21 protein-coding genes are annotated in these 18,309 nt (G+C 71.2%); 11 read left to right on the top strand and 10 right to left on the bottom strand.

The window, feature by feature from the left end; translation table 11 throughout:
* Positions 1-90 precede the first annotated feature (90 nt).
* From ACIPQB_RS07195 to ACIPQB_RS07185, 3 genes are read right to left on the bottom strand one after another with little or no spacing between them, the layout of a single operon-like run.
* Entirely contained in the window at positions 91-666 is a 576-nt protein-coding gene (locus tag ACIPQB_RS07195) for an RNA polymerase sigma factor (RefSeq protein WP_446484531.1), read from the bottom strand.
* Entirely contained in the window at positions 663-1,103 is a 441-nt protein-coding gene (locus tag ACIPQB_RS07190) for a periplasmic heavy metal sensor (protein ID WP_446484530.1), read from the bottom strand. The genes ACIPQB_RS07195 and ACIPQB_RS07190 overlap by 4 nt, the downstream gene beginning before the upstream one ends.
* A complete protein-coding gene (locus tag ACIPQB_RS07185) occupies positions 1,100-1,390 on the bottom strand; it encodes a hypothetical protein (protein WP_446484529.1) in 291 nt (96 codons plus the stop codon). The genes ACIPQB_RS07190 and ACIPQB_RS07185 overlap by 4 nt, the downstream gene beginning before the upstream one ends.
* 162 nt (positions 1,391-1,552) lie before the next feature.
* Here ACIPQB_RS07185 and ACIPQB_RS07180 point away from each other — a divergent pair, with 162 nt between their 5' ends.
* Both ACIPQB_RS07180 and rpmG read left to right on the top strand, forming a co-directional pair.
* Positions 1,553-2,281, top strand: a complete 729-nt coding sequence (locus ACIPQB_RS07180; RefSeq protein WP_446484528.1) for an NUDIX hydrolase — start codon at positions 1,553-1,555, stop codon at positions 2,279-2,281.
* A gap of 162 nt (positions 2,282-2,443) precedes the next feature.
* Entirely contained in the window at positions 2,444-2,611 is a 168-nt protein-coding gene (gene rpmG, locus ACIPQB_RS07175) for a 50S ribosomal protein L33 (protein ID WP_007673017.1), read from the top strand.
* Between the two features lie 63 nt (positions 2,612-2,674).
* Here the strand turns inward: rpmG and ACIPQB_RS07170 are convergent, their stop codons facing one another.
* The 3 genes from ACIPQB_RS07170 to ACIPQB_RS07160 all read right to left on the bottom strand — a co-directional run bounded on the left by ACIPQB_RS07170 (position 2,675) and on the right by ACIPQB_RS07160 (position 5,123).
* Entirely contained in the window at positions 2,675-3,142 is a 468-nt protein-coding gene (locus ACIPQB_RS07170) for a hypothetical protein (RefSeq protein ID WP_446484527.1), read from the bottom strand.
* A gap of 243 nt (positions 3,143-3,385) precedes the next feature.
* Positions 3,386-4,750 carry a PleD family two-component system response regulator gene (locus tag ACIPQB_RS07165; RefSeq protein ID WP_446484526.1) on the bottom strand — a complete coding sequence of 455 codons (1,365 nt, stop codon included), beginning with the start codon at positions 4,748-4,750 and terminating at the stop codon, positions 3,386-3,388.
* Positions 4,751-4,754: 4 nt separating this feature from the next.
* A complete protein-coding gene (locus ACIPQB_RS07160; RefSeq protein ID WP_446484525.1) occupies positions 4,755-5,123 on the bottom strand; it encodes a response regulator in 369 nt (122 codons plus the stop codon).
* A gap of 122 nt (positions 5,124-5,245) precedes the next feature.
* Here ACIPQB_RS07160 and ACIPQB_RS07155 point away from each other — a divergent pair, with 122 nt between their 5' ends.
* Together ACIPQB_RS07155 and ACIPQB_RS07150 are read left to right on the top strand one after the other, a co-directional pair.
* On the top strand, positions 5,246-5,893 hold the full coding sequence (locus tag ACIPQB_RS07155; RefSeq protein ID WP_446484524.1) for a hypothetical protein: 648 nt from the start codon (positions 5,246-5,248) through the stop codon (positions 5,891-5,893).
* Positions 5,890-7,146, top strand: a complete 1,257-nt coding sequence (locus ACIPQB_RS07150; RefSeq protein ID WP_446484523.1) for a DNA polymerase IV — start codon at positions 5,890-5,892, stop codon at positions 7,144-7,146. Before ACIPQB_RS07155 ends, ACIPQB_RS07150 begins: the two co-directional genes overlap by 4 nt.
* Positions 7,147-7,333: 187 nt before the next feature.
* Here ACIPQB_RS07150 and ACIPQB_RS07145 read toward each other — a convergent pair whose 3' ends face one another.
* Positions 7,334-7,894, bottom strand: a complete 561-nt coding sequence (locus tag ACIPQB_RS07145) for a gamma-glutamylcyclotransferase (protein WP_446484522.1) — start codon at positions 7,892-7,894, stop codon at positions 7,334-7,336.
* Positions 7,895-7,920: 26 nt separating this feature from the next.
* Between ACIPQB_RS07145 and ACIPQB_RS07140 the strand changes: the two genes are divergently transcribed.
* From ACIPQB_RS07140 to ACIPQB_RS07110, 7 genes are all read left to right on the top strand, one after another.
* Entirely contained in the window at positions 7,921-8,931 is a 1,011-nt protein-coding gene (locus ACIPQB_RS07140) for a DUF2125 domain-containing protein (protein WP_446484521.1), read from the top strand.
* 104 nt (positions 8,932-9,035) lie between these two features.
* Positions 9,036-9,836, top strand: a complete 801-nt coding sequence (locus ACIPQB_RS07135; protein WP_446484520.1) for a chorismate mutase — start codon at positions 9,036-9,038, stop codon at positions 9,834-9,836.
* Positions 9,837-9,873: 37 nt separating this feature from the next.
* A complete protein-coding gene (gene hisC, locus ACIPQB_RS07130; protein ID WP_446484519.1) occupies positions 9,874-11,001 on the top strand; it encodes a histidinol-phosphate transaminase in 1,128 nt (375 codons plus the stop codon).
* Entirely contained in the window at positions 10,998-11,936 is a 939-nt protein-coding gene (locus ACIPQB_RS07125) for a prephenate/arogenate dehydrogenase family protein (protein WP_446484518.1), read from the top strand. The genes hisC and ACIPQB_RS07125 overlap by 4 nt, the downstream gene beginning before the upstream one ends.
* A gap of 75 nt (positions 11,937-12,011) precedes the next feature.
* Positions 12,012-12,314, top strand: a complete 303-nt coding sequence (locus tag ACIPQB_RS07120; RefSeq protein WP_446484517.1) for an EF-hand domain-containing protein — start codon at positions 12,012-12,014, stop codon at positions 12,312-12,314.
* Between the two features lie 333 nt (positions 12,315-12,647).
* Positions 12,648-13,865, top strand: coding sequence for an RtcB family protein (locus tag ACIPQB_RS07115; protein WP_446484516.1), 1,218 nt, complete (start codon positions 12,648-12,650; stop codon positions 13,863-13,865).
* Positions 13,866-13,976: 111 nt separating this feature from the next.
* Complete coding sequence (locus tag ACIPQB_RS07110; RefSeq protein ID WP_446484515.1) at positions 13,977-14,582, top strand: LysE family translocator; 606 nt, start codon at positions 13,977-13,979, stop codon at positions 14,580-14,582.
* 9 nt (positions 14,583-14,591) lie between these two features.
* On the opposite strand, the gene ACIPQB_RS07105 is transcribed toward ACIPQB_RS07110, so the two are convergent.
* The 3 genes from ACIPQB_RS07105 to ACIPQB_RS07095 all read right to left on the bottom strand — a co-directional run bounded on the left by ACIPQB_RS07105 (position 14,592) and on the right by ACIPQB_RS07095 (position 18,309).
* On the bottom strand, positions 14,592-14,864 hold the full coding sequence (locus ACIPQB_RS07105) for a helix-turn-helix domain-containing protein (RefSeq protein ID WP_446484514.1): 273 nt from the start codon (positions 14,862-14,864) through the stop codon (positions 14,592-14,594).
* Positions 14,865-14,970: 106 nt separating this feature from the next.
* The gene (locus ACIPQB_RS07100) at positions 14,971-15,411 is read right to left on the bottom strand and encodes a hypothetical protein (protein ID WP_446484513.1); all 441 of its coding nucleotides are present in this window, start codon (positions 15,409-15,411) and stop codon (positions 14,971-14,973) included.
* A 66-nt stretch (positions 15,412-15,477) separates the two neighbouring features.
* Positions 15,478-18,309: an ATP-dependent DNA helicase gene (locus ACIPQB_RS07095; RefSeq protein WP_446484512.1), complete on the bottom strand. Its 2,832-nt coding sequence runs from the start codon at positions 18,307-18,309 to the stop codon at positions 15,478-15,480.

Raw genomic sequence — 18,309 nt, 5'->3', positions numbered from 1 at the left:
TCGCGAAGGCGGACTGGCCATCATCGGAACGGCCGGCGGCTGGCCGCTTCCTACACATACGCGCGAGGCGGGCCGATCCCTTGCGCCCTGTCAAATGTCATCGTCGGAAAGCCATTCGCCCAGCTTGCGCCGGGCGCGGTAGACCCGCGTCTCCACCGCCTTGACGCTGACGCCGAGCAGGTCGGCGGCCTGCTGCTGGGAAAAGTCCTCCAGCCAGGTGAGGATCAGCGGCTCCTTGAGACTGGCCGGCAGCCGGGCGATGGCGGCCTCGAGGGCGGCGCGCCGGCGGCTGGAGAGCAGCGCCTGCTCGCCGCCCGGGGCGGGGTCGGCCTGGCGCTGGGCCTCCGGGGACTCAAGGTCGCGGTCGCCGAACACCAGCCGGCGCACGGCCCGCCGCCGCCCTCGGTCGCGACACTTGTTCAGGGCGATGGCCCGCAGCCAGACTGGGAACGACCGGGCGGCGTCAAAGCGCTTCAACGCCTTCCAGGCCGAGACGAAGGTCTCCTGCACGATGTCCGCCGCGGCGTCGGCGTCGCCGACATGACGCCGCGCGAAGGTGAACAGCCCCGCCTGGTGGCGGCGCATCAGCAGGGTGAACGCCTGGTCCTCGCCGTTCGCCGCCCGCCTGGCCAACTGCGCGTCGTCGCCGCCGTCGGACACGGTCACGAGGCCGGTTCGGTCAGGGCCTCGCTGACTTTGCGGTCGAACTTGGCCGCCTGCTGCGGCGTCAGCACCTTCCGCATCGCCAGCACGTGCTGGACGGTCTCCTTCTGCAGCTCGCCCATCGCCTGGTCGAAGCGCTCGACCGCCGCCTGCACCTGCGGCGAATAGTCGTGCCGCGCCTGGATGGCCGCCGCCAGCTGGGCGTTGGCGGCGCGCAGCTCGGCCTCGCGGGCCCGGCGGCGCACCGCGAAGTCGCGCTCCAGGGCGTCCAGCTGTCGTTCCTGGGCCGGCGACAGGTCGAGCTCCTCATGGACCAGCTCATGCAGCGAGGGCCTGTGGTGGGCCTTGAAGACGTAGGCGGCCCCGATGCCCGCCCCGCCGGCCCCGGCCAGGACCGCCAGCAGGACGGTCAGGACCAGGCCCCGGCTCAGCCGCCTCATCGATGGCCGCCCAGCAGGCTTGAGGGGGCCAGATAGGCGTCGACCGAAAAGGCCGAGATCTCGTGGGCGTCGCGGGCCGAGGTCGCGGCTGCCAGCCCGCCGCCGGCCATGCCGGCGCCCAGGGCCGCGAGCACGCAGGCCGCCCGGACCGGAACCATGACGGGGGCGAGCCGCCGCGACTCGCGCACCGCCTCGATGCGACGCCAGACGGCCTGCTCCAGCCCACCGGGCGCGGCCGGGACGACGCCCTTGAGGGCCTGAAGTTCAGCGTCGAGCCTGTCGCCCATGGGTCGTTCCTCCGCTCGCTCCCAAGCTATACGTCCGCCGCGGCCGTTCCCCTCGCCCGCGAGCTTGGGCGGGGCCGCGACGAGGGTCAAGCGAAGGTCCGAGGCCTTGCTTCATCGCAAGTGCGGCTGGTTTCCCGCGGCCGCCCGACTAAGCTGTGCATCATGGACGAGCCGCCCGACGCCAGATTCGACACCCGCCACGACGGCGACGTCCGCGACGCCGGGGCCGCCGCGCTGCGGCCGCGCCACGCCGCCACCCTGATCATCGTCCGCGACGACGGGCCCAAGCCGCGGCTGCTGATGGGCCGGCGCAACCGCGGCCTGGCCTTCATGGCCGACAAGTGGGTGTTCCCCGGCGGCCGGGTCGACCGCGGCGACTTCGCCGCGCCCGCGGCCAGCGAACTGTCGCCGGACACCGCCGCCCGCCTGGCGGTCGAGCCGCGCCACCCCGCCCCCGCCCGCCTGGCCCGCGCCCTGGCCCTGGCGGCGGTGCGCGAGACCTTCGAGGAGGCCGGCCTGCTGCTGGCCCGTCCCGCCTCGCCGCGGCCCGGGGCCGGGCCCTGGCGGCCGTTTCTCGAGCAGGGCGCCCTGCCCGACCTGGCGGCGCTGTCGTTCGTGGCGCGGGCCATCACCCCGCCCTATCGCAGCCGCCGCTTCGACGCCCGGTTCTTCATGGCCCCGGCCAGCGCCCTGCTCAGCCTGGAGCGCCAGCCCGACTGCGGCGAGCTGGATGAGATCGGCTGGTTCGACTTCGACGAGGCCCGCGCCCTGGACCTGCCCAACATCACCCGCTTCATCGTCCAGGAGACCGCCCAGCGCCTGGCCGAGCCTGGACGTCCGGCCCCGTTCATGCGCTTCCTGCGCGGGGCGCGACGGCTGAGCTATCTGTAGGGCGCTTACATCGAGGGCGAAATCGGCGGCCAGGCCGGGGGCGTCGATTTCCCGTGCAAACGATGCCCGACCGGCAATTGACTTTGCTCCGCCGATGAGTATGTTCCGCGCCTCTTATTTCGACCGCGTAGGGACCTGCGCGACCATCGCAGGGATTCGACCATGGCCAAACCGGCTTCCATCAAGATCCGCCTGAACTCGACGGCGGACACCGGCTTCTTCTACGTGACCAAGAAGAACGCCCGCACCAAGACCGAAAAGATGGTGCTGAAGAAGTACGATCCGGTCATCCGCAAGCACGTCGAATTCAAGGAAGGCAAGATCAAGTAGGATCCTGCCCCTTCGAGCGACGACATCGAAAGAGCCCGGCGGCGACGCCGGGCTCTTTTGATTCTAGGTTTGCGGCGGTGCGGCTGGCAGGGCCAGGCCGGCGGCGGTGCGGCTGGCCCGAAGACTGTCGATGTCCTGCCGGGTCAGGGCGGCCATCTCGCGGAACACCCGCAGGCTGCACCACAGATAGCCCCACATGAAGCCCGCTGCGGAGAAGAAGATGATCGCCGCGCCGGCGGCGACGACCGCCCCCGGCTTGCCCACCTGATCGCCCACCGCTTGGAACAGCTGCCCCATGCGCGCGGCCAGCGGCCCCAGCTGCACCAGGGTGGCGCCGACGATGATCTTGGTCAGCCAGTCGGAGATCTGTTCGAGATTGGTGTTGGGCAAGATGCGGTTGGTGTCCGCCTGGGGGTCGGCCTGGAAGCGCGGCACGCCGAACAGGAAACCCAGCAGGCTGCCGCTGAGCCAGGCCGCGCACCCGACGAGGAAGATGATGGCGAAGGTGCGAGCGCCGTCGCCGACAGCCATGGCGTAGACGGCGCTGCAGCAGGCCGGTGACGAAGGCGAAGATCGCCATCTGCTCCCAAAACGCCAAGGCTTCGGGCCATCGCTGGGCGATCCCGGAACGCCCGCCCCGCCTGCCGGGCGCGTTGACGCCCCCTGTGTGAGCGCCCTCCGTGTGGCCGCCGGTCTTGTCGCCGCTCGCGTCGGTCATTGACGATCCTCCACCACCCGCAAAGGTAGAGCAAGGATCAAGTCGGGACAACGACCTTAAGCCGCCTTGCCCACCACGGCGTTGCGGCCCAGCTTCTTGGCCTCGTAGACCGCCTCGTCGGCGCGCTTGAGCAGGGCCTCGGGGCTGTCATTGGGGCCGCTGGTGGCCGAGACGCCGATCGAGATGGTCACCGTCAGCAGCTCGCTGCCCTGGGCCACCCGGAACGGCGAGCCGGACACGTGCATGCGGATCCGTTCGGCGATGCGCAGGGCGTCGGTCATCTGGGTGTCGGGCATAATCACCGTGAACTCCTCGCCGCCGTAGCGGCAAGGCAGGTCGATGGCCCGGACGTTGGAGGCCAGGCGTAGGGCGAACTCGCGCAGCACCTCGTCGCCGACATCGTGGCCGAAGCCGTCGTTGATCTTCTTGAAGTGGTCGATGTCGATCAGCAGGGCCGCGACCGGGTCGCCGCCCAGGGCCGCGCGCTTGGCCAGGGAGTCGAGCTGGCCGGACATGTAGCGGCGATTGTGCAGCCCGGTCAGCTGGTCGGTGACCGCCAGTTCCAGGCTGTTGTCGAGATTCTGCCGCAGATAGTCGGTGTAGCGCTTGCGCTGGATCTGGGTCTTGACCCGGGCCGACAGCTCCTGCGGGTCGATCGGCCGCGGCAGGATGTCGTTGATGCCGATCTCCAGCGCCTTGACCAGCCGGGCGCGCTCGTCCGGGTCGACCATGGCCAGGATCGGCAGGTGGCGGGTGCGCTCGTCCGAGCGCAGGCCGGCGGCGAAGCGCAGGCCGTCGAAGCCCTTGGCGGCGGCGTTGATGATCACCAGGTCGACGGGGCCGCCGGCGGTGATCTGGGCCTTGGCGGGATCGGACTCGACCACCGGCCGATGCTCGACCGCCAGTTCGGCCGCCACGCGCTGGGCCTGGCGTTCGTTGTCGTCGACGACCAGCACCCGGCCGCCCAGGCCGTCGAGGCGCGAGGCGGCGCCGGCGATCACGCCGATGCGCCGGCCCGAGGCCTCGCGCTGGCGCAGCTCGTCGATCACCAGCTTGAAGCGGGTCAGGCTGCGCACGCGGGCGAACAGCATGACGTCGTCGATCGGCTTGGTCAGGAAGTCCGAGGCCCCGGCCTCCAGGCCCTGGATGCGGTCGGCGCGGCCGTCCAGCGCCGTGACCAGCACGACGGGGATGTGGCGGGTGGCCGGATCGTCCTTCAGACGGCGGCAGACGGTGAAGCCGTCCATGCCCGGCATCATCACGTCCAGCAGGATGACGTCGGGCAGCTCATCGGCCGCCATCGCCAAGGCCGTCGGGCCGTCGTGGGCCGTCGAGACCTGATAATATTCGGCCGAAAGCTTGGCCTCGAGCAGGCGGACATTGGCATCGATGTCGTCGACGACCAGGATGCGCGCGCTCACGAGCCTACCTCTCCAGCAACCGGGTGATGGTGTCGAGGAAGTGTGACACCGAGATGGGCTTGGAGATATAGGCCTCGCAGCCGCCCTCGCGAATGCGCTCCTCGTCGCCCTTCATGGCGAATGCCGTAACGGCGACGACGGGGATATGTGACAGATCGTCGTCCTCCTTGAGCCACTTGGTGACTTCGAGGCCGGAGATCTCGGGCAGCTGGATGTCCATCAGGATCAGGTCGGGACGGTGCTCGCGAGCGATCGACAGCGCCTGCAAACCCTCGCGGGTCTGCAGGATCTGGTAACCCTGGGCTTCGAGCAGATCATGAAACAGCTTCATGTTCAGCTCATTATCCTCCACGATGAGGACCTTCTTCGTCATCCTGACCCCGACCATTCCGGTCCGTGGCGACGCGTGAGGGATTCGCGCCGCTTCTGAATTCCAGATCGCACGAATATCCTTAAGCCCGCGCTAATCGCGTTTACCTTGCTCTATCGTAGATCATGGAACCCTGTTTTTCAGACCTCCAGGCCTGCACGGTTCAACCCCAGGCGCCGCTCGTCATCGTCGACGTCGACGAGGTGCTGGCCCAGTTCATGGCCGGCTTCGGCGCGTTCATCGCCCGCCACGGCTTTGAGCTGCGCATCGACCGCTACGCCCTGTTCCAGAATATCTACCGCCCCGGCGAGGCCGAGCATGTCGACCTGATCGTCGGCCGGGGGCTGTTCGACGACTTCTTCCGCGACGGGGCCGAGGACCTGCCGCCCGCGCCGGGCGCCGCCGACGCCCTGGCCGACCTGTCGACCCGGGCCGGGGTGGTGATTCTGACCAACGCCCCCGAGCACGGCCGCCAATCCCGGATCCGCTGGCTGAAGACCCATGGCTTCGACTATCCGCTGGTGATCAACAGCGGCCCGAAGGGACCGGCGGCCGCCGACCTGGCCGCCCGGACCACCGGTCCGTCGGTGTTCATCGACGACCTGCTGCCGCAACTGGACTCGGTGGCCGAAAGCGCTCCGGCCGTGGCCCGCTTCCAGATGGTGTCGGACACGCGGCTGCGGCCCCTGGCCCCCTGCGCGCCCGAGCGCCACGTGCGCATCGACCTGTGGCCGGAGCTCAAGACCGCCGTCGCCGGCAGGCTGTTTCCGTGAAGTCTCTCTGCCGCGACTGCCTGTGGACGGGGGACGTGACGGCCCCGCGCTGCCCGGCCTGCGGCTCGCCGCGCACCCTGTTCCACGAGGAGCTGGGCCAGCTGACCATGGCCCACCTGGACTGCGACGCCTTCTACGCCTCGGTCGAGAAGCGCGACGATCCGAGCCTGCGCGACAAGCCGGTGATCGTCGGCGGCGGCAAGCGCGGGGTGGTGACCACCGCCTGCTACATCGCCCGCCTCAGCGGCCCGCGCTCGGCCATGCCGATGTACAAGGCGCTGAAGCTGTGTCCCGACGCCGTGGTCATCAAGCCAAACTTCGCCAAGTACAAAGCCGAGAGCCGGCGGATCATGGCCAAGCTGGAGGCCCTGACCCCGCTGGTCCAGCCGCTGTCGCTGGACGAAGCTTGGATCGACCTGGCCGGCACCGAGCGCCTGCACCGGGCGCCGCCGGCCGCCATGCTGGCCCGGGTCCAGCGCGAGATCGAGGCCGAGGTCGGCATCACCGTCTCGATCGGCCTGGCGCCCAACAAGTTCCTGGCCAAGATCGCCTCGGAGCTGGACAAGCCGCGCGGCTTCTCGGTGATCGGCGCGGCCGGCATCGAGGCGTTCCTGGCCCCGCGGCCGGTGTCGATCCTGCCCGGTGTCGGCCCGGCCACCGTCACGGCCCTGGCCGCCGAGGGCCTGCGCACGGTCGGCGACATCGCCCGGGCCGACCTCAAATGGCTGGTCAAGACCCTGGGCTCGGGCGGCCTGCGCCTGCACCACCTGGCCCATGGCCGCGACGCCCGGGCGGTCGATCCCGAGCAGGAGCGCAAGACCATCAGCGCCGAGACCACCTTCAACGACGACCTCTACAGGCGCGAGGACTTGGAGGACGAGCTCTGGCCCCTGTGCGAGAAGGTCGCCCGCCAGGCCCGGGCCGGGGCGGTGGCCGGAAGGGTGGCGACCCTGAAGCTGCGCACGCCCGACTTCAAGATCCACACCCGCCGCCGCACCCTGCCGGTGCCGATCCAGACCGCCCGCACCCTGTTCCAGGTGGCGCGCGAACTGCTGGCGGCCGAGCCCAAGGGCCTGTCCTACCGGCTGATCGGGGCCGGCCTGACCGACTTCGTCCCGGCCGCGGGCGCAGCCGACGACTTCTTCGCCGGCGACGAGCGGCGGGCCCTGAAGAGCGAGACGACGATCGACGCCCTGCGCGGCAAGTACGGCGCGGGGGCGGTGATGACTGGGCGGGCGCTGAAGGGCAAGTGAGGGGCCGGGGACGCTGGCGCGGGATGGTGGACGGCGCCCCCATCTTCCCCCCCGCCCCCCCGGCGCAGGCCGGGGCCCAGGTTCAGTCGTCGTATTGGACGCTTATCCGAAACACACCGCCTTATGATCTGGGCCCCGGCCTTCGCCGGGGAGACGGAGTAGGATGGAGGCGTCGGGCCTCGGCCTGCTAGGCCGCCTCGCGCGCCTCGACCATCTTCAGCAGAGTCTCCATCGCATGGTCGCGCACCCCGTCCTCGCGCAGGTGTTCGACCAGGTCACGCAGGTAGTCGACATTGCGGCCCGACAGGCCCGAGGCCCCGGCGATCAGCTCGGCCTGTTGCTCCAGCGACAGGGCCCCGGCCCACTGGCCATGGCTGCGGTCGGACAGGAAGATCAGGGCCGGGGTCTTGCCCCCTTTTTCGCCAGGAGGCCCGTCGATGCGCACTTCGGACCAGGCTTCGAAATAGGTCTCGGTCGGCTGTTCGCGCTCGCGCAGATAGGCGTAGACCTCAGGCCAGGCCTCGCCCGCCACCCGGTAGGCCGCCCCGCGCACCGCCCCGCCCGGCGCCAGGCCCAGCACCAGGCCGGGCCGCTCATAGGTGCCGCGGTGATGCACCGAATAGATGCAGAAGGCGCGCCGCCGGCCATGGAGCACCGCCGTTCTTCGCTCTATGAACGGGAACCCGGGACGCCACATCAGCGATCCATACCCGAACACCCAGCGATCTTCGCTGTCTGTCGCCATCATGCTTCCCGACCGGAGCCGCCCATTCCATGACCCATAACGCCGCCGCTCCATCCCGCAAGCCCCGGCGTCGCGGTCTTTGGGCTCCTTTCGTGGTGCTGGCGATCGTCGCCTTCGCCTGGAGTCTCGGCTGGCTGTGGTTGCGCGGCCAGGCCGAGCAGCGGATGGACGCCACGGCCCTGTCGATGAAGGCCCGCGGCTACGACCTGTCGTGGAAGGTCCGCACCTTCACCGGCTATCCGTTCCGGATGGACGTCGACCTGACCGACGCCCGGATCGCCGAGCCGTCCGGCTGGGCCGTGCGCGCGCCCGAGCTGAAGGGCGAGGCCCTGGCCTATGACATCGGCCACTGGGTGGTGACCGCCCCGGCCGGGGTGGTGATGACCCGCCCGGTCGGCGGCGACGTGGCGATCACCGGCCAGGCCCTGCGGGCCAGCTTCGCCGGCTTCGACCAGTATCCGCCGCGCATCTCGGTCGAGGGGGCCAATCTGGTCTTCACCCCCGCCCCGGGCGCCGCGCCCTTCCCCTTGCTGTCGACCGCCGGCCTGCAGTTGCACATCCGGCCCGGTCCCGACGACCAGGGCGCGGTGCTGTTCAAGGCCGACGGCGCCAAGGCCCGTTTCACCGGCCTGCTCGGCCGCGTCGCCGCCGACCGCACCGCCGCCCTGTTGTGGGACGCGCGGCTGAGCAAGGTCAGCGCCCTGCGCGGGGCCAGCTGGGCCGACGCCGTCCGCGACTGGACCAAGGCCGGGGGGGCCCTGACCGTGCAGCAGGGTCGGCTGACCGCCGGCGAGGCGCTGCTGGAGGCCCGCTCGGGCGCGCTGAGCGTCGGGGCCGACGGCCGGCTGCGCGGGGCTCTCGAGGTCACGGTCCGCGAGACCCCGACCCCGGGCCAGGCCTTGAAGAGCCCCGAAGCCGCCGCCGCAGCGGTCGCCCAGGCGATGGGCGAGGATCCCGCCCTGTCGGCCACCCTCAGCTTCGAGGAGGGCCGCACCCGCCTGGGCCTGTTCGACACCGGGCCGGCGCCGCGCATCTATTGAGCGCTCAACCGGCGCCAACCACGCAAGTTTCTTGCCGCCGACACGGCCTATTGCGCCCTCGGCGGCAAAGTCTATGGTCCGCCCTCCAATTTCGGGGACAAATCATGGGTAGCGACGCAGGCGACGCGACGCCTTCGCTGGACGAGGTCCGATGGCGTATCGACGCCATCGACGGTGAGCTTCTGGCCCTGATCGACGAGCGCGCCAGCCTGGCCCGGGCCGTGGCCGCGGCCAAGGCGGCGGCCGGCGACACCGGCTTTGGCCTGCGCCCCGGCCGCGAGGCCCTGATCGTCCGCAAGCTGCTGGCGACTCCGCGCACCGCCGCCGGCGACGCCCTGGTCATCCGCGTCTGGCGCGAACTGATGTCCGACAGCCTGGCGCGCCAGGGCCCCTATCACCTGACCGTCTGGGGCGGCCGCGACCCGGCCCGGGCCGTCGAGCTGGCCCGGCTGCGGTTCGGCGTCGCCCCGCCGATGCGGGTGGCCGCGACCGACAAGGACGCCCTGGCCGCCGCCAAGACCCCGTGGGGCGTGGCCGTGCTGGCCCTGTCGCCCGACAGCGCCTGGTGGGCCCGGCTGCTGGCCGAGCCCAGACTGAAGATCTTCGCCGCCCTGCCCTGCCTGGAGCGCTGGGGCCCGCAGGCGGCCTTTGCGGTGGCCGAGGTCGAGGTCGAGCCGACCGGCGGCGACCAGACCTTCTGGGTCACCGACAGCGCCAGGAGCGCCGCCGCCGTGGTCGAGGCCCTGGCGGTCGATGGCGTCGCCGCCGAGCTGGTGGCCGAGGCCGGCGGGCTGAAGCTGTTCTCGCTGCTGGGCTTCTACCAGGCCGGCGACGAGCGCCTGGCGCGCGCCCCGGGCCATCTGACGGGCGTCATCGGGGCTGCGCCCACCCCCTTCGACGTGTAAGAAGACCCGCTCTCCGCTACCCCCCGGAATTTCCAGAATGACCGCTCCCGCCGCCGACCGCTTCGCCGCCCCGCGCCCCGTTCCCAAGCCCGGCGTGCTCGACATCGCCGCCTATGTCGGCGGCAAGTCGAAGGTGGAAGGCATCGCCCATCCGGTGAAGCTGTCGAGCAATGAGAACGTCCTGGGCTGCAGCGAGGCGGCCCGGGCGGCCTTCCGCGACGCCGCCGACCGCCTGCACATCTATCCCGACGGCAAGGCCAGCGCCCTGCGCGCCGCCGTCGCCGCACACTACCGTCTGGAGCCCGAGCGCCTGACCTTCGGCGACGGCTCCGACGAGATCTTCGCCCTGCTCAACCAGGTCTATCTCGAGCCCGGCGACAACATCATCCAGGGCGAGCACGGCTTCGCCGCCTACGCCATCGGGGCCCGGGCCTGCCAGGGCGAGGTCCGCTTCGCCCGCGAGCCGAACCAGCGCATCGACATCGACGAGGTGGTCAAGTGCGTCGACGAACGCACCCGCCTGGTGTTCATCGCCAACCCGGCCAACCCGACCGGCACCTGGCTGACCGGCGAGGAGGTCCGCGCCCTGCACGCGGCCCTGCCGCCGTCGGTGATCCTGGTGCTGGACGGGGCCTATGCCGAGTTCTGCACCGATCCGCGCTTCGAGGACGGCCTGGACCTGGCCCGCACGGCCGAGAACGTCATCGTCACCCGCACCTTCTCCAAGCTGCACGGCCTGGCCGCCCTGCGGGTCGGCTGGGCCTATGCCCCCAGCGGGATCATCGACCCGATCGAGCGCATCCGCCCGCCGTTCAACACCTCGATCCCCGGCCAGCAGGCCGCCATCGCCGCCCTGGCCGACCTGGAGTTCCAGAAGCGCTCGGTGGCCCTGGTCGAGCAGTGGCGGCCGTGGCTGGCCCAGCAGCTGGGCGGGCTGGGCCTGGAGGTCACCCCCTCGGCCGCCAATTTCGTGCTGGTCAGCTTCCCCGACGCGCCCGGCAGGACCGCCCGCGAGGCCGAGGCCTTCCTGGCGTCGAAGGGTTATCTGGTCCGCGCAGTCGCCAATTACGGCCTGCCCAACGCCATCCGCATCACCGTCGGGCTGGAGGACCAGAACCGGGCGGTGGTGGAGCTGATCGCCGCGTTCCTGGGCCGCAAGGCATGACCCACCCCGGCATCCTGTACCCCAAGCTCACCGTCATCGGCTTTGGCCTGATCGGCGGCTCGATCGTCCGCGCCGCCCGCGAGCAGGGGCTGGTCGGCGAGGTGGCGGTGGTCGACGCCAACCCCGCCCACCGGGCCCGGGTCGAGGAACTGGGCCTGGCCGACAAGGTCACCGCCGACGTCGCCGAGGGCGTGGAGGGCGCCGACCTGGTGGTCATCGCCACCCCGGTCCTGGCCACCGGCGAAGTCGCCGCCCAGGCCGCCGCCGCCCTGAAGCCGGGCGCCACCCTGACCGACGTCGGCTCGGTCAAGGCCGGCCCGGCCGAGGCCATGCACGCCGCCGCCCCGGCCGGCGTCCACGTGATCCCCGGCCACCCGATCGCCGGTACCGAGCATTCCGGCCCCGACGCCGGCCTGGCCGAGCTGTTCGAGAACCGCTGGACCATCCTGACCCCGAAGATCGCCGACGACGAGCCCTACGCCCTAGCCGTGGCCCGGCTGTCGAGCTTCTGGCGGGCCATGGGGGCCAATGTCGAGCTGATGGACGAGAAGCACCACGACCTGGTGCTGGCCGTCACCAGCCACCTGCCCCACCTGATCGCCTACACCATCGTCGGCAGCGCGGCGGACCTGGAGAACGTCACCGAAAGCGAGGTGATGAAATATTCGGCCGGCGGCTTCCGCGACTTCACCCGCATCGCCGCCAGCGACCCGACCATGTGGCGCGACATCTTCGTGGCCAACAAGGACGCGGTGCTGGAGATGCTGGGCCGCTTCACCGAGGACCTGCAGGCCATGAGCCGCGCCATCCGCTGGGGCGACGCCGACACCCTGCACGCCCACTTCACCCGCACCCGCGCCATCCGCCGCGGCATCGTCGCCGCCGGCCAGGAAAGCGCCGAGCCGAACTTCGGCCGCGACCGCGGGAAGCATTAGGGCGGCCGCTCGCCCCAATAAGGCCGCAACACCCGCGCAGATGGTCGCCAAGGGACCTATCCAGGAAAGACGCCCATGCGCCGCAAGACCGCCCTCCTCGCCCTGGCCTCGGCCGCCCTGCTCGCCCCGCTGGCCGCCCAGGCCCGGATGCCGTCGCCGGAAACCATCTTCAAGGCCTGGGACAAGAACGCCGACGGCGCTATCGACAAGGCCGAATGGGTCGCCGCCGGCCGCAAGGAAGCCAGCTTCGGCAAGGTCGACGTAGACGCCGACGGCAAGATCACCCTCGAGGAACTGACCGCCGCCATGGCCCGCCGCAAGGCCCGCAAGCAGGAGCAAGGCGCCCCGGAACAGACGCCGCCGCCGGCCGAGCACTAGGCGATCCCCGGAGCGTGGCTTTTGCGCCACGCTCCGCACAACCTTGGCGCGCCCCTCTTCCCATCGTCCGGCGAACGCTGTAATCGCTCGCCTCCCGAAGGATGAGGACCATGGCGCACAAAGCCCCGACCTATCTGCCCGCACTCAATCAGTTTGACCGCCTGGTCGAACAGATGGGCGCGTGCGCGTCGGTAGGGGTTCCGGTCTAGGGTTCGTCTGAACTCGGGATGTTCGTAGGAGCCCCTCCTGGCCTGGCCGGAGGGGTTTCTTCGTTTTGTGCGGGAAGTTCTCCGACCAGTCGCCAGGAGGGGCGGTTTGGAAAAGGAGAAGCCCATGAGCGGCTTCACACACATCGAAAGCGACGGCGCGCCGATCAAGGCGTGGACGCGGGGCGTGGCCATCGAGGACGCGGCCCTCAAGCAGCTGCGCAACGTCGCCGCCCTGCCCTTCATCCACAAGCACGTGGCGGTGATGCCCGACGTGCACTGGGGGATGGGCGCGACGGTCGGTTCGGTGATCCCCACGGTGGGGGCGATCATCCCCGCCGCCGTGGGCGTCGACATCGGCTGCGGCATGATGGCGGTGCGCACCTCGATCCGCGCCGAGCACCTGCCCGACACCCTGGCCGGCGTCCGTTCGGACATCGAGGCGGCCGTCCCGCACGGCCGGACCGACAACGGCGGGCGCAACGACGTGGGCGCCTGGCAAGTCGAGCCGCCGGCGATCGCGGCCGAGAAGTGGACCAACCTGAAGGAGGGCTACGACGCCGTCGTGGCCAAGCACCCCAAGGCGGCCCACCCGCGCGGCTTCGGCCACCTGGGGACGCTCGGCACCGGCAACCACTTCGTCGAGTTGTGCCTCGACGAGGCGGGCGACGTCTGGGTGATGCTGCACTCCGGCTCGCGGGGCGTCGGCAACCGGTTCGGGACCTACTTCATCGAGCGAGCCAAGCACGAGATGCGGCGGTGGTACATCAACCTGCCGGACCAGGACCTGGCCTACTTCGCCGAGGGCAGCGAAGGGTTTATTGACTACGTCCGGGCGGTTTCCTGGGCGCAGCGGTACGCCCGGGCCAACCGCGAGGTGATGATGGACCAAGTGCTGGCCGTGCTGCGGCGCACGTTCCCGGATCTCGCGATCACGCAGGAGGCGGTGAACTGCCACCACAACTACGTCTCGCGGGAGAAGCACTTCGGCAAGGACGTGTACCTGACCCGGAAGGGCGCGGTCTCGGCCAAGGACGGAGAGCTGGGGATCATCCCAGGCTCGATGGGCGCCAAGTCGTTCATCGTGCGCGGTCGGGGCAACCCGGACTCGTTCTGCACGTGCTCGCACGGCGCGGGACGGGCGATGAGCCGCAACGAGGCTCGGCGGCGGTTCACCGTCGCCGATCACGTGGCCGCCACCGCCGGCGTCGAGTGCCGCAAGGACGCCGAGGTGATCGACGAAACGCCGATGGCCTACAAGGACATCGACGCGGTGATGGCCGCCCAGAGCGATCTGGTCGACATCGTCCACACGCTGCGCCAGGTGGTGTGCGTGAAGGGGTGACGGGCGCCGCCCGGTCGAAGGACCGGGCGGCGTCTCCGATCGTCGACCCCGTCATGGCCGGGCGCTCCAAAATCATATAAGGATATCTTTATGTGATTTTGGAGACTCGGGATGCCCTTCGATGCGGCCAATGCCGGCCTATTCACCCTCGCCGCCGTCGCTCTGTTGGGCTCGCCGGGTCCCGGCATCGCCGCCCTGATCTCGGTCGGACGCGCCAAGGGGTGGGTCGGCGGTCTGCGGTTCTATGGCGGATTGCAGCTGGGACTAGCGGTTGCTGCGGCGATCTCGGCGGCGGGCCTGTTCTCGGCGGTCCAGGTCGCGCCTCTGCGGCCTCAGCTGATGATCGCCGCCACGGCCTATCTGCTGTGGCTGAGCTGGCGGATCGCCAGCGCCCCGGTAGGACGCACCGGCGACGATCGGCCTTCCGGCTTCACCGACACCGCCATGGGCGGCGCCCTGCTAGGCCTCACCAATCCCAAGGCCTATATCGCCTTCGCCGCGCTGTTGGCCGCCTATCCGATCTTCGCCGCTCGCCCGACTACCGACCTGGGCGTCAAATGGCTGATCTGCATCGCCGTCATGGTGGTGGTCGACCTGGCTTGGCTCGCACTGGGCGTGGCGGTGGGCAAGGCCCCGCTTCCGCCGCACGCAGAACGGGCGATGAACCTGACGATGGGCGGACTGATCCTTGTCACCGCCCTGCTGGCGCTCGCCTAGCCCCTTCCCCTACAGCCCCGCCCGGCCCAGCGCCTCGCCCACTGCGTCCGGGGCGTGGTCGATGACCCGCAGATAGGCGGTTAGGGCGGCGTCGGGGCGGACCTGGCCGGACTCCAGGGCGGCCAGCTGATCGAGGGGGATGTGGAAGGCGCGGGCGAACTCGCCCTGCGACAGGCCGCTGCGCCAGCGCACCGCCTGAACCAGGGCCCGGGCGGAGCGGGCGGCGCCGGGATCGGCGGTTTCGTCGATGGCCAGGTCGGCGGTGGTTTCGGCTCTGGTCATGGCGACGCTCCTCGCACTGGCCCCCTAGCCCGAGCGAGGGTGTAGCCCGGTTCCGTTGCAGCAATTGGACCGCAATGCGTCTTCGCAGCGACCCTGTCGGGGCGGGCTAGCGGGGAGATTGCGCCGTCATCGCCCTCGCCCGGGCCTCGACCGCCTCGACGCCCTTCAGCGGGTCGCCGGCGGCTTCGAGCATGGCGTTGAAGCGCCTGAGATCCTTGGTGCTGATCTTCTGGACCTGCTTGTCCTTGGCCCATTCCAGGCCGATCAGCTGGCCCAGGCGGCAGGCCTTGGGCAGCAGGACCGGCTGCTCGGCCGGGCCGCCCTTGGCCAGCAGCTTGCCGACGATGTCGTTCCAGTTGGGCGAGCCGGAGAAGCAGAACGACAGGTGGTCGCAGGTGCCGGTCCAGAACCGCTTGTACCAGCGCAGGTGCTCGTCGGTGTCGAAGGTGATGGCCTCGGTCGGCTTGACCACCAGGCGGCAGTCGGCCCGCACGAAATCGCCGGCCTGGGCGACGGAGGCCGCGCCCAGCACGACCGCGGCGGCCAATAACGCCCCTGCTGCTTTCGACGACACGGCTTTCCCCGACACGCTACTCAAGGTCGCCGGTTTAGATCAGCCTTCGGACAGAAATGCGGCCGTGGCCTCGATCGCCTCGACCAGGCTGACCCGTTCCAGGGTCACCCCCTCGGGCAGGCTGGAGAACAATCGGGTGGGCGCGGCGGCGTCGAGCATCACGAACACGCCCTTGTCGTCGGCCCGGCGGATCAGCCGGCCGAAGGCCTGGCTGATGCGGGCCCGGGCGGTCGAGTCGTCATAGCCCTTGCCGCCGAACCGGGCGCGGCGGGCCTTGTGCAGCACGTCGGGGCGCGGCCAGGGCACGCGGTCGAAGACCAGCAGCCGCAGGCTGCGGCCCGGCACGTCGATGCCGTCGCGGATGGCGTCGGTGCCCAGCAGGCAGGCGTCCTCCTCGGCCCGGAAGATGTCGACCAGGGCCCCGGCCTCCAGCGGGTCGACATGCTGGGCGTAGAGGGCCAGGCCCCTGTCAGCCAGCGGGGCGGCGATGCGCTCGTGCACGGCCTTCAGCCGGCGGATGGCGGTGAACAGGCCCAGGCCGCCGCCGCCGGCCGCCAGGAACAGCTCGCGCATCGCCGCCGACACCTGGCGCGGGTCGTCCTTGCCGACGTCGGTGACCACGAAGGCCTTGGCGTTGCTGGCATAGTCGAACGGCGAGACCAGCTTCAGCACCTTGGGGCTCTGCGGCAGGCGCGCGGCCCCGGTGCGCATCTCGGCCAGGGCGAAGGGGTCCTCCAGGGCCGGGTCGGTCAGGGTGGCGCTGGTCACCAGCACCCCGTGGGCGGGGCTGAGCACCGCCGCCCGCAGCGGCTCGGTCGGGTCCACCCAGTGCCGGCGGCAGGCGGCGTCGACGACGCGGCCGTACAAGAACGTCGCTTCGAACCAGTCGACGAAATCGGGATCGTCCTCGGCGTCCTCGTCGATGGCCTTGAGGATCGAGCGCCAGGCCGGCAGGGTCATGCGGGCCCGGCGGTCCAGGCCGCGCAGCGCCCCCTCGATCCGCGCCCGCTCCGAGGTGGGCAGGGTGTCGGCCTCCTCGTCGAGCACGTCCTCCAGGTGGCGGGCCAGGGCCAGCAGCGGGGCCTCGATGCCGGCCAGGGCCTTGGCCGCCTCGCCGGCCCGCTCGCGCACCAGTTCGATGGCCGGGCGGGCGGCGCATTGCAGGCCCTGCTCGGCCGCGCCGGGGCGGTCGGTGACCCGGGCCCGCAACTGCTCGATGACGGCGACCAGGAAGGACTCGATCGGGCCGATCGGATTGACCTGGCCGTCGGGCGGCGCGATCCGCCCCGACCACCCTTCGCCCGGCAGGGCCGCGGCGGCGTGCAGGGCGGCGGTCAGCGAGGCCCGCGCGCCCTCCCGCTCGCCGATGATGTCGAGCAGCCGGGCCTCCAGCCCCCGGCCCCTGCGGCCGCGCCCTTCAGGGCCTCGCAACCACCGTCGCAGCTCGGCGGCTTCGGCCCCGGACAGGGCGGCCGAAAAGGCGCTGTCGGCGGCGTCGAACAGGTGGTGGCCCTCGTCGAAGACGATGCGCTTGAGCGAGGTGGTCTCGTTGTCGCCCTTCAGGCCGCGCGCCGCCCGGGCCCCGTCGAAGGCCGCCTGACTGAGCACCAGGGCGTGGTTGGCGATGACGATGTCGGCCCGCTTGCTGGCCCGCACGGCCTTTTCGATGAAGCAGACGCGATAGTGCTGGCAGCCGGCGTGGATGCACTCGCCGCGCCGGTCGACCAGGTTGGCCGGGCCGGCCTGGGCCGCCGGCGCGATCGCGAACAGGGTCGGCAGCCAGGCCGGGAAGTCGCCGCCGGTCATGTCGCCGTCGCGGCTGGCGCGGGCCCAGCGGGCCGCCAGGGCCAGGCCGATCAGATCGCCATTGCCCAGCTGGGCGGTGTTGACCTGTTCCTGGAAGTTCAAGAGGCAGATGTAGTTCTCGCGGCCCTTGCGAACCACGGCCTTACGGGCTCGCACCGCCGGGTCGGGATAGATCGAATGGCTCTCGCGCTCGATCTGCCGCTGCAGGGCGCGGGTATAGGTGCTGATCCACACCGAGGGGCCGTTGGCCTCGGCCCACAGCGAGGCGGGGGCCAGGTAGCCGAGGGTCTTGCCGACCCCGGTGCCGGCCTCGGCCAGCATCATGTGCGGCTCGCCCTCGCGCTCGCGGGGGGCGAAGGCGAAGGCGGCCTCGCGGGCGAAGGTGTCCTGGGCGACGCGCACCTCGTCCAGGCCCGAGCGCTGCAGCAGTTCCTTCAGCCGCTCGCTGGCTCGTTCGGGATCGACCGGCCGCGAACCGGGCTCGCCGGCCGGGGCCTGATCCTCCCATTCGGTCGCGCGGGCCCAGACGTCGAGGCCGGAGCTGCGGAACTGGTTGCCGACCGGGGCCGAACGCAGCGCCCCGATCACCGCCGCGCCCCAGGCCCAGCCGGCCCGGGCCATGGTCTCGGCCACCGCCAAGGCTTCCTCGCGCGACGGCCGCGGGGTCAGGGCCAGTTCGCGCAGCAGGGCGTCGGCGGCCTCGCGCAAGGTCTGGGCCTGGGCCGGCGCGCCCTTGGGCTCGGGCAGGCCCAGGGCCGTGGCCAGCCCCACCGCCGACGGCGCGCAGAAGGTGGCTGGACGGGTGAAGGCGTAGAGCTCCAGCACGTCGAACACGCCCTGGCCGCGGGTCGGGGCGTGCAGGTTCAGCCGCTTGGCGGTCATCGCCGCGTGGGCCACCAGCACCGGGCCGTGCTCGAACAGGTCGCGGGCGTCAGGCGTACGCAGCGGCCGGCCGCCGCCCTCGTCGCCCGGACGGCCAGGACCGCCGTCGGCATAGCCGGCGCGCGGCCCCGGCAGCACCACCAGGGCCGGGGCGAGATCGAGGGTGGGAATCTGTGCGCTCAC

Source organism: Caulobacter sp. LARHSG274, from assembly GCF_052871235.1.
Note: the sequence above shows the minus strand (reverse complement) of the source record. Positions and strands in the feature narration are given on the sequence as shown.

What these genes read in the sequence shown, in the direction of transcription:
- ACIPQB_RS07190 (WP_446484530.1), bottom strand. Translation starts at nt 1,103, where the DNA reads ATGAGGCGGCTGAGCCGGGGCCTGGTCCTGACCGTCCTGCTGGCGGTC.
- ACIPQB_RS07185 (WP_446484529.1), bottom strand. Translation starts at nt 1,390, where the DNA reads ATGGGCGACAGGCTCGACGCTGAACTTCAGGCCCTCAAGGGCGTCGTC.
- ACIPQB_RS07180 (WP_446484528.1), top strand. Translation starts at nt 1,553, where the DNA reads ATGGACGAGCCGCCCGACGCCAGATTCGACACCCGCCACGACGGCGAC.
- rpmG (WP_007673017.1), top strand. Translation starts at nt 2,444, where the DNA reads ATGGCCAAACCGGCTTCCATCAAGATCCGCCTGAACTCGACGGCGGAC.
- ACIPQB_RS07170 (WP_446484527.1), bottom strand. Translation starts at nt 3,142, where the DNA reads ATGGCTGTCGGCGACGGCGCTCGCACCTTCGCCATCATCTTCCTCGTC.
- ACIPQB_RS07160 (WP_446484525.1), bottom strand. Translation starts at nt 5,123, where the DNA reads ATGACGAAGAAGGTCCTCATCGTGGAGGATAATGAGCTGAACATGAAG.
- ACIPQB_RS07155 (WP_446484524.1), top strand. Translation starts at nt 5,246, where the DNA reads ATGGAACCCTGTTTTTCAGACCTCCAGGCCTGCACGGTTCAACCCCAG.
- ACIPQB_RS07145 (WP_446484522.1), bottom strand. Translation starts at nt 7,894, where the DNA reads ATGATGGCGACAGACAGCGAAGATCGCTGGGTGTTCGGGTATGGATCG.
- ACIPQB_RS07140 (WP_446484521.1), top strand. Translation starts at nt 7,921, where the DNA reads ATGACCCATAACGCCGCCGCTCCATCCCGCAAGCCCCGGCGTCGCGGT.
- ACIPQB_RS07135 (WP_446484520.1), top strand. Translation starts at nt 9,036, where the DNA reads ATGGGTAGCGACGCAGGCGACGCGACGCCTTCGCTGGACGAGGTCCGA.
- hisC (WP_446484519.1), top strand. Translation starts at nt 9,874, where the DNA reads ATGACCGCTCCCGCCGCCGACCGCTTCGCCGCCCCGCGCCCCGTTCCC.
- ACIPQB_RS07125 (WP_446484518.1), top strand. Translation starts at nt 10,998, where the DNA reads ATGACCCACCCCGGCATCCTGTACCCCAAGCTCACCGTCATCGGCTTT.
- ACIPQB_RS07120 (WP_446484517.1), top strand. Translation starts at nt 12,012, where the DNA reads ATGCGCCGCAAGACCGCCCTCCTCGCCCTGGCCTCGGCCGCCCTGCTC.
- ACIPQB_RS07115 (WP_446484516.1), top strand. Translation starts at nt 12,648, where the DNA reads ATGAGCGGCTTCACACACATCGAAAGCGACGGCGCGCCGATCAAGGCG.
- ACIPQB_RS07110 (WP_446484515.1), top strand. Translation starts at nt 13,977, where the DNA reads ATGCCCTTCGATGCGGCCAATGCCGGCCTATTCACCCTCGCCGCCGTC.
- ACIPQB_RS07105 (WP_446484514.1), bottom strand. Translation starts at nt 14,864, where the DNA reads ATGACCAGAGCCGAAACCACCGCCGACCTGGCCATCGACGAAACCGCC.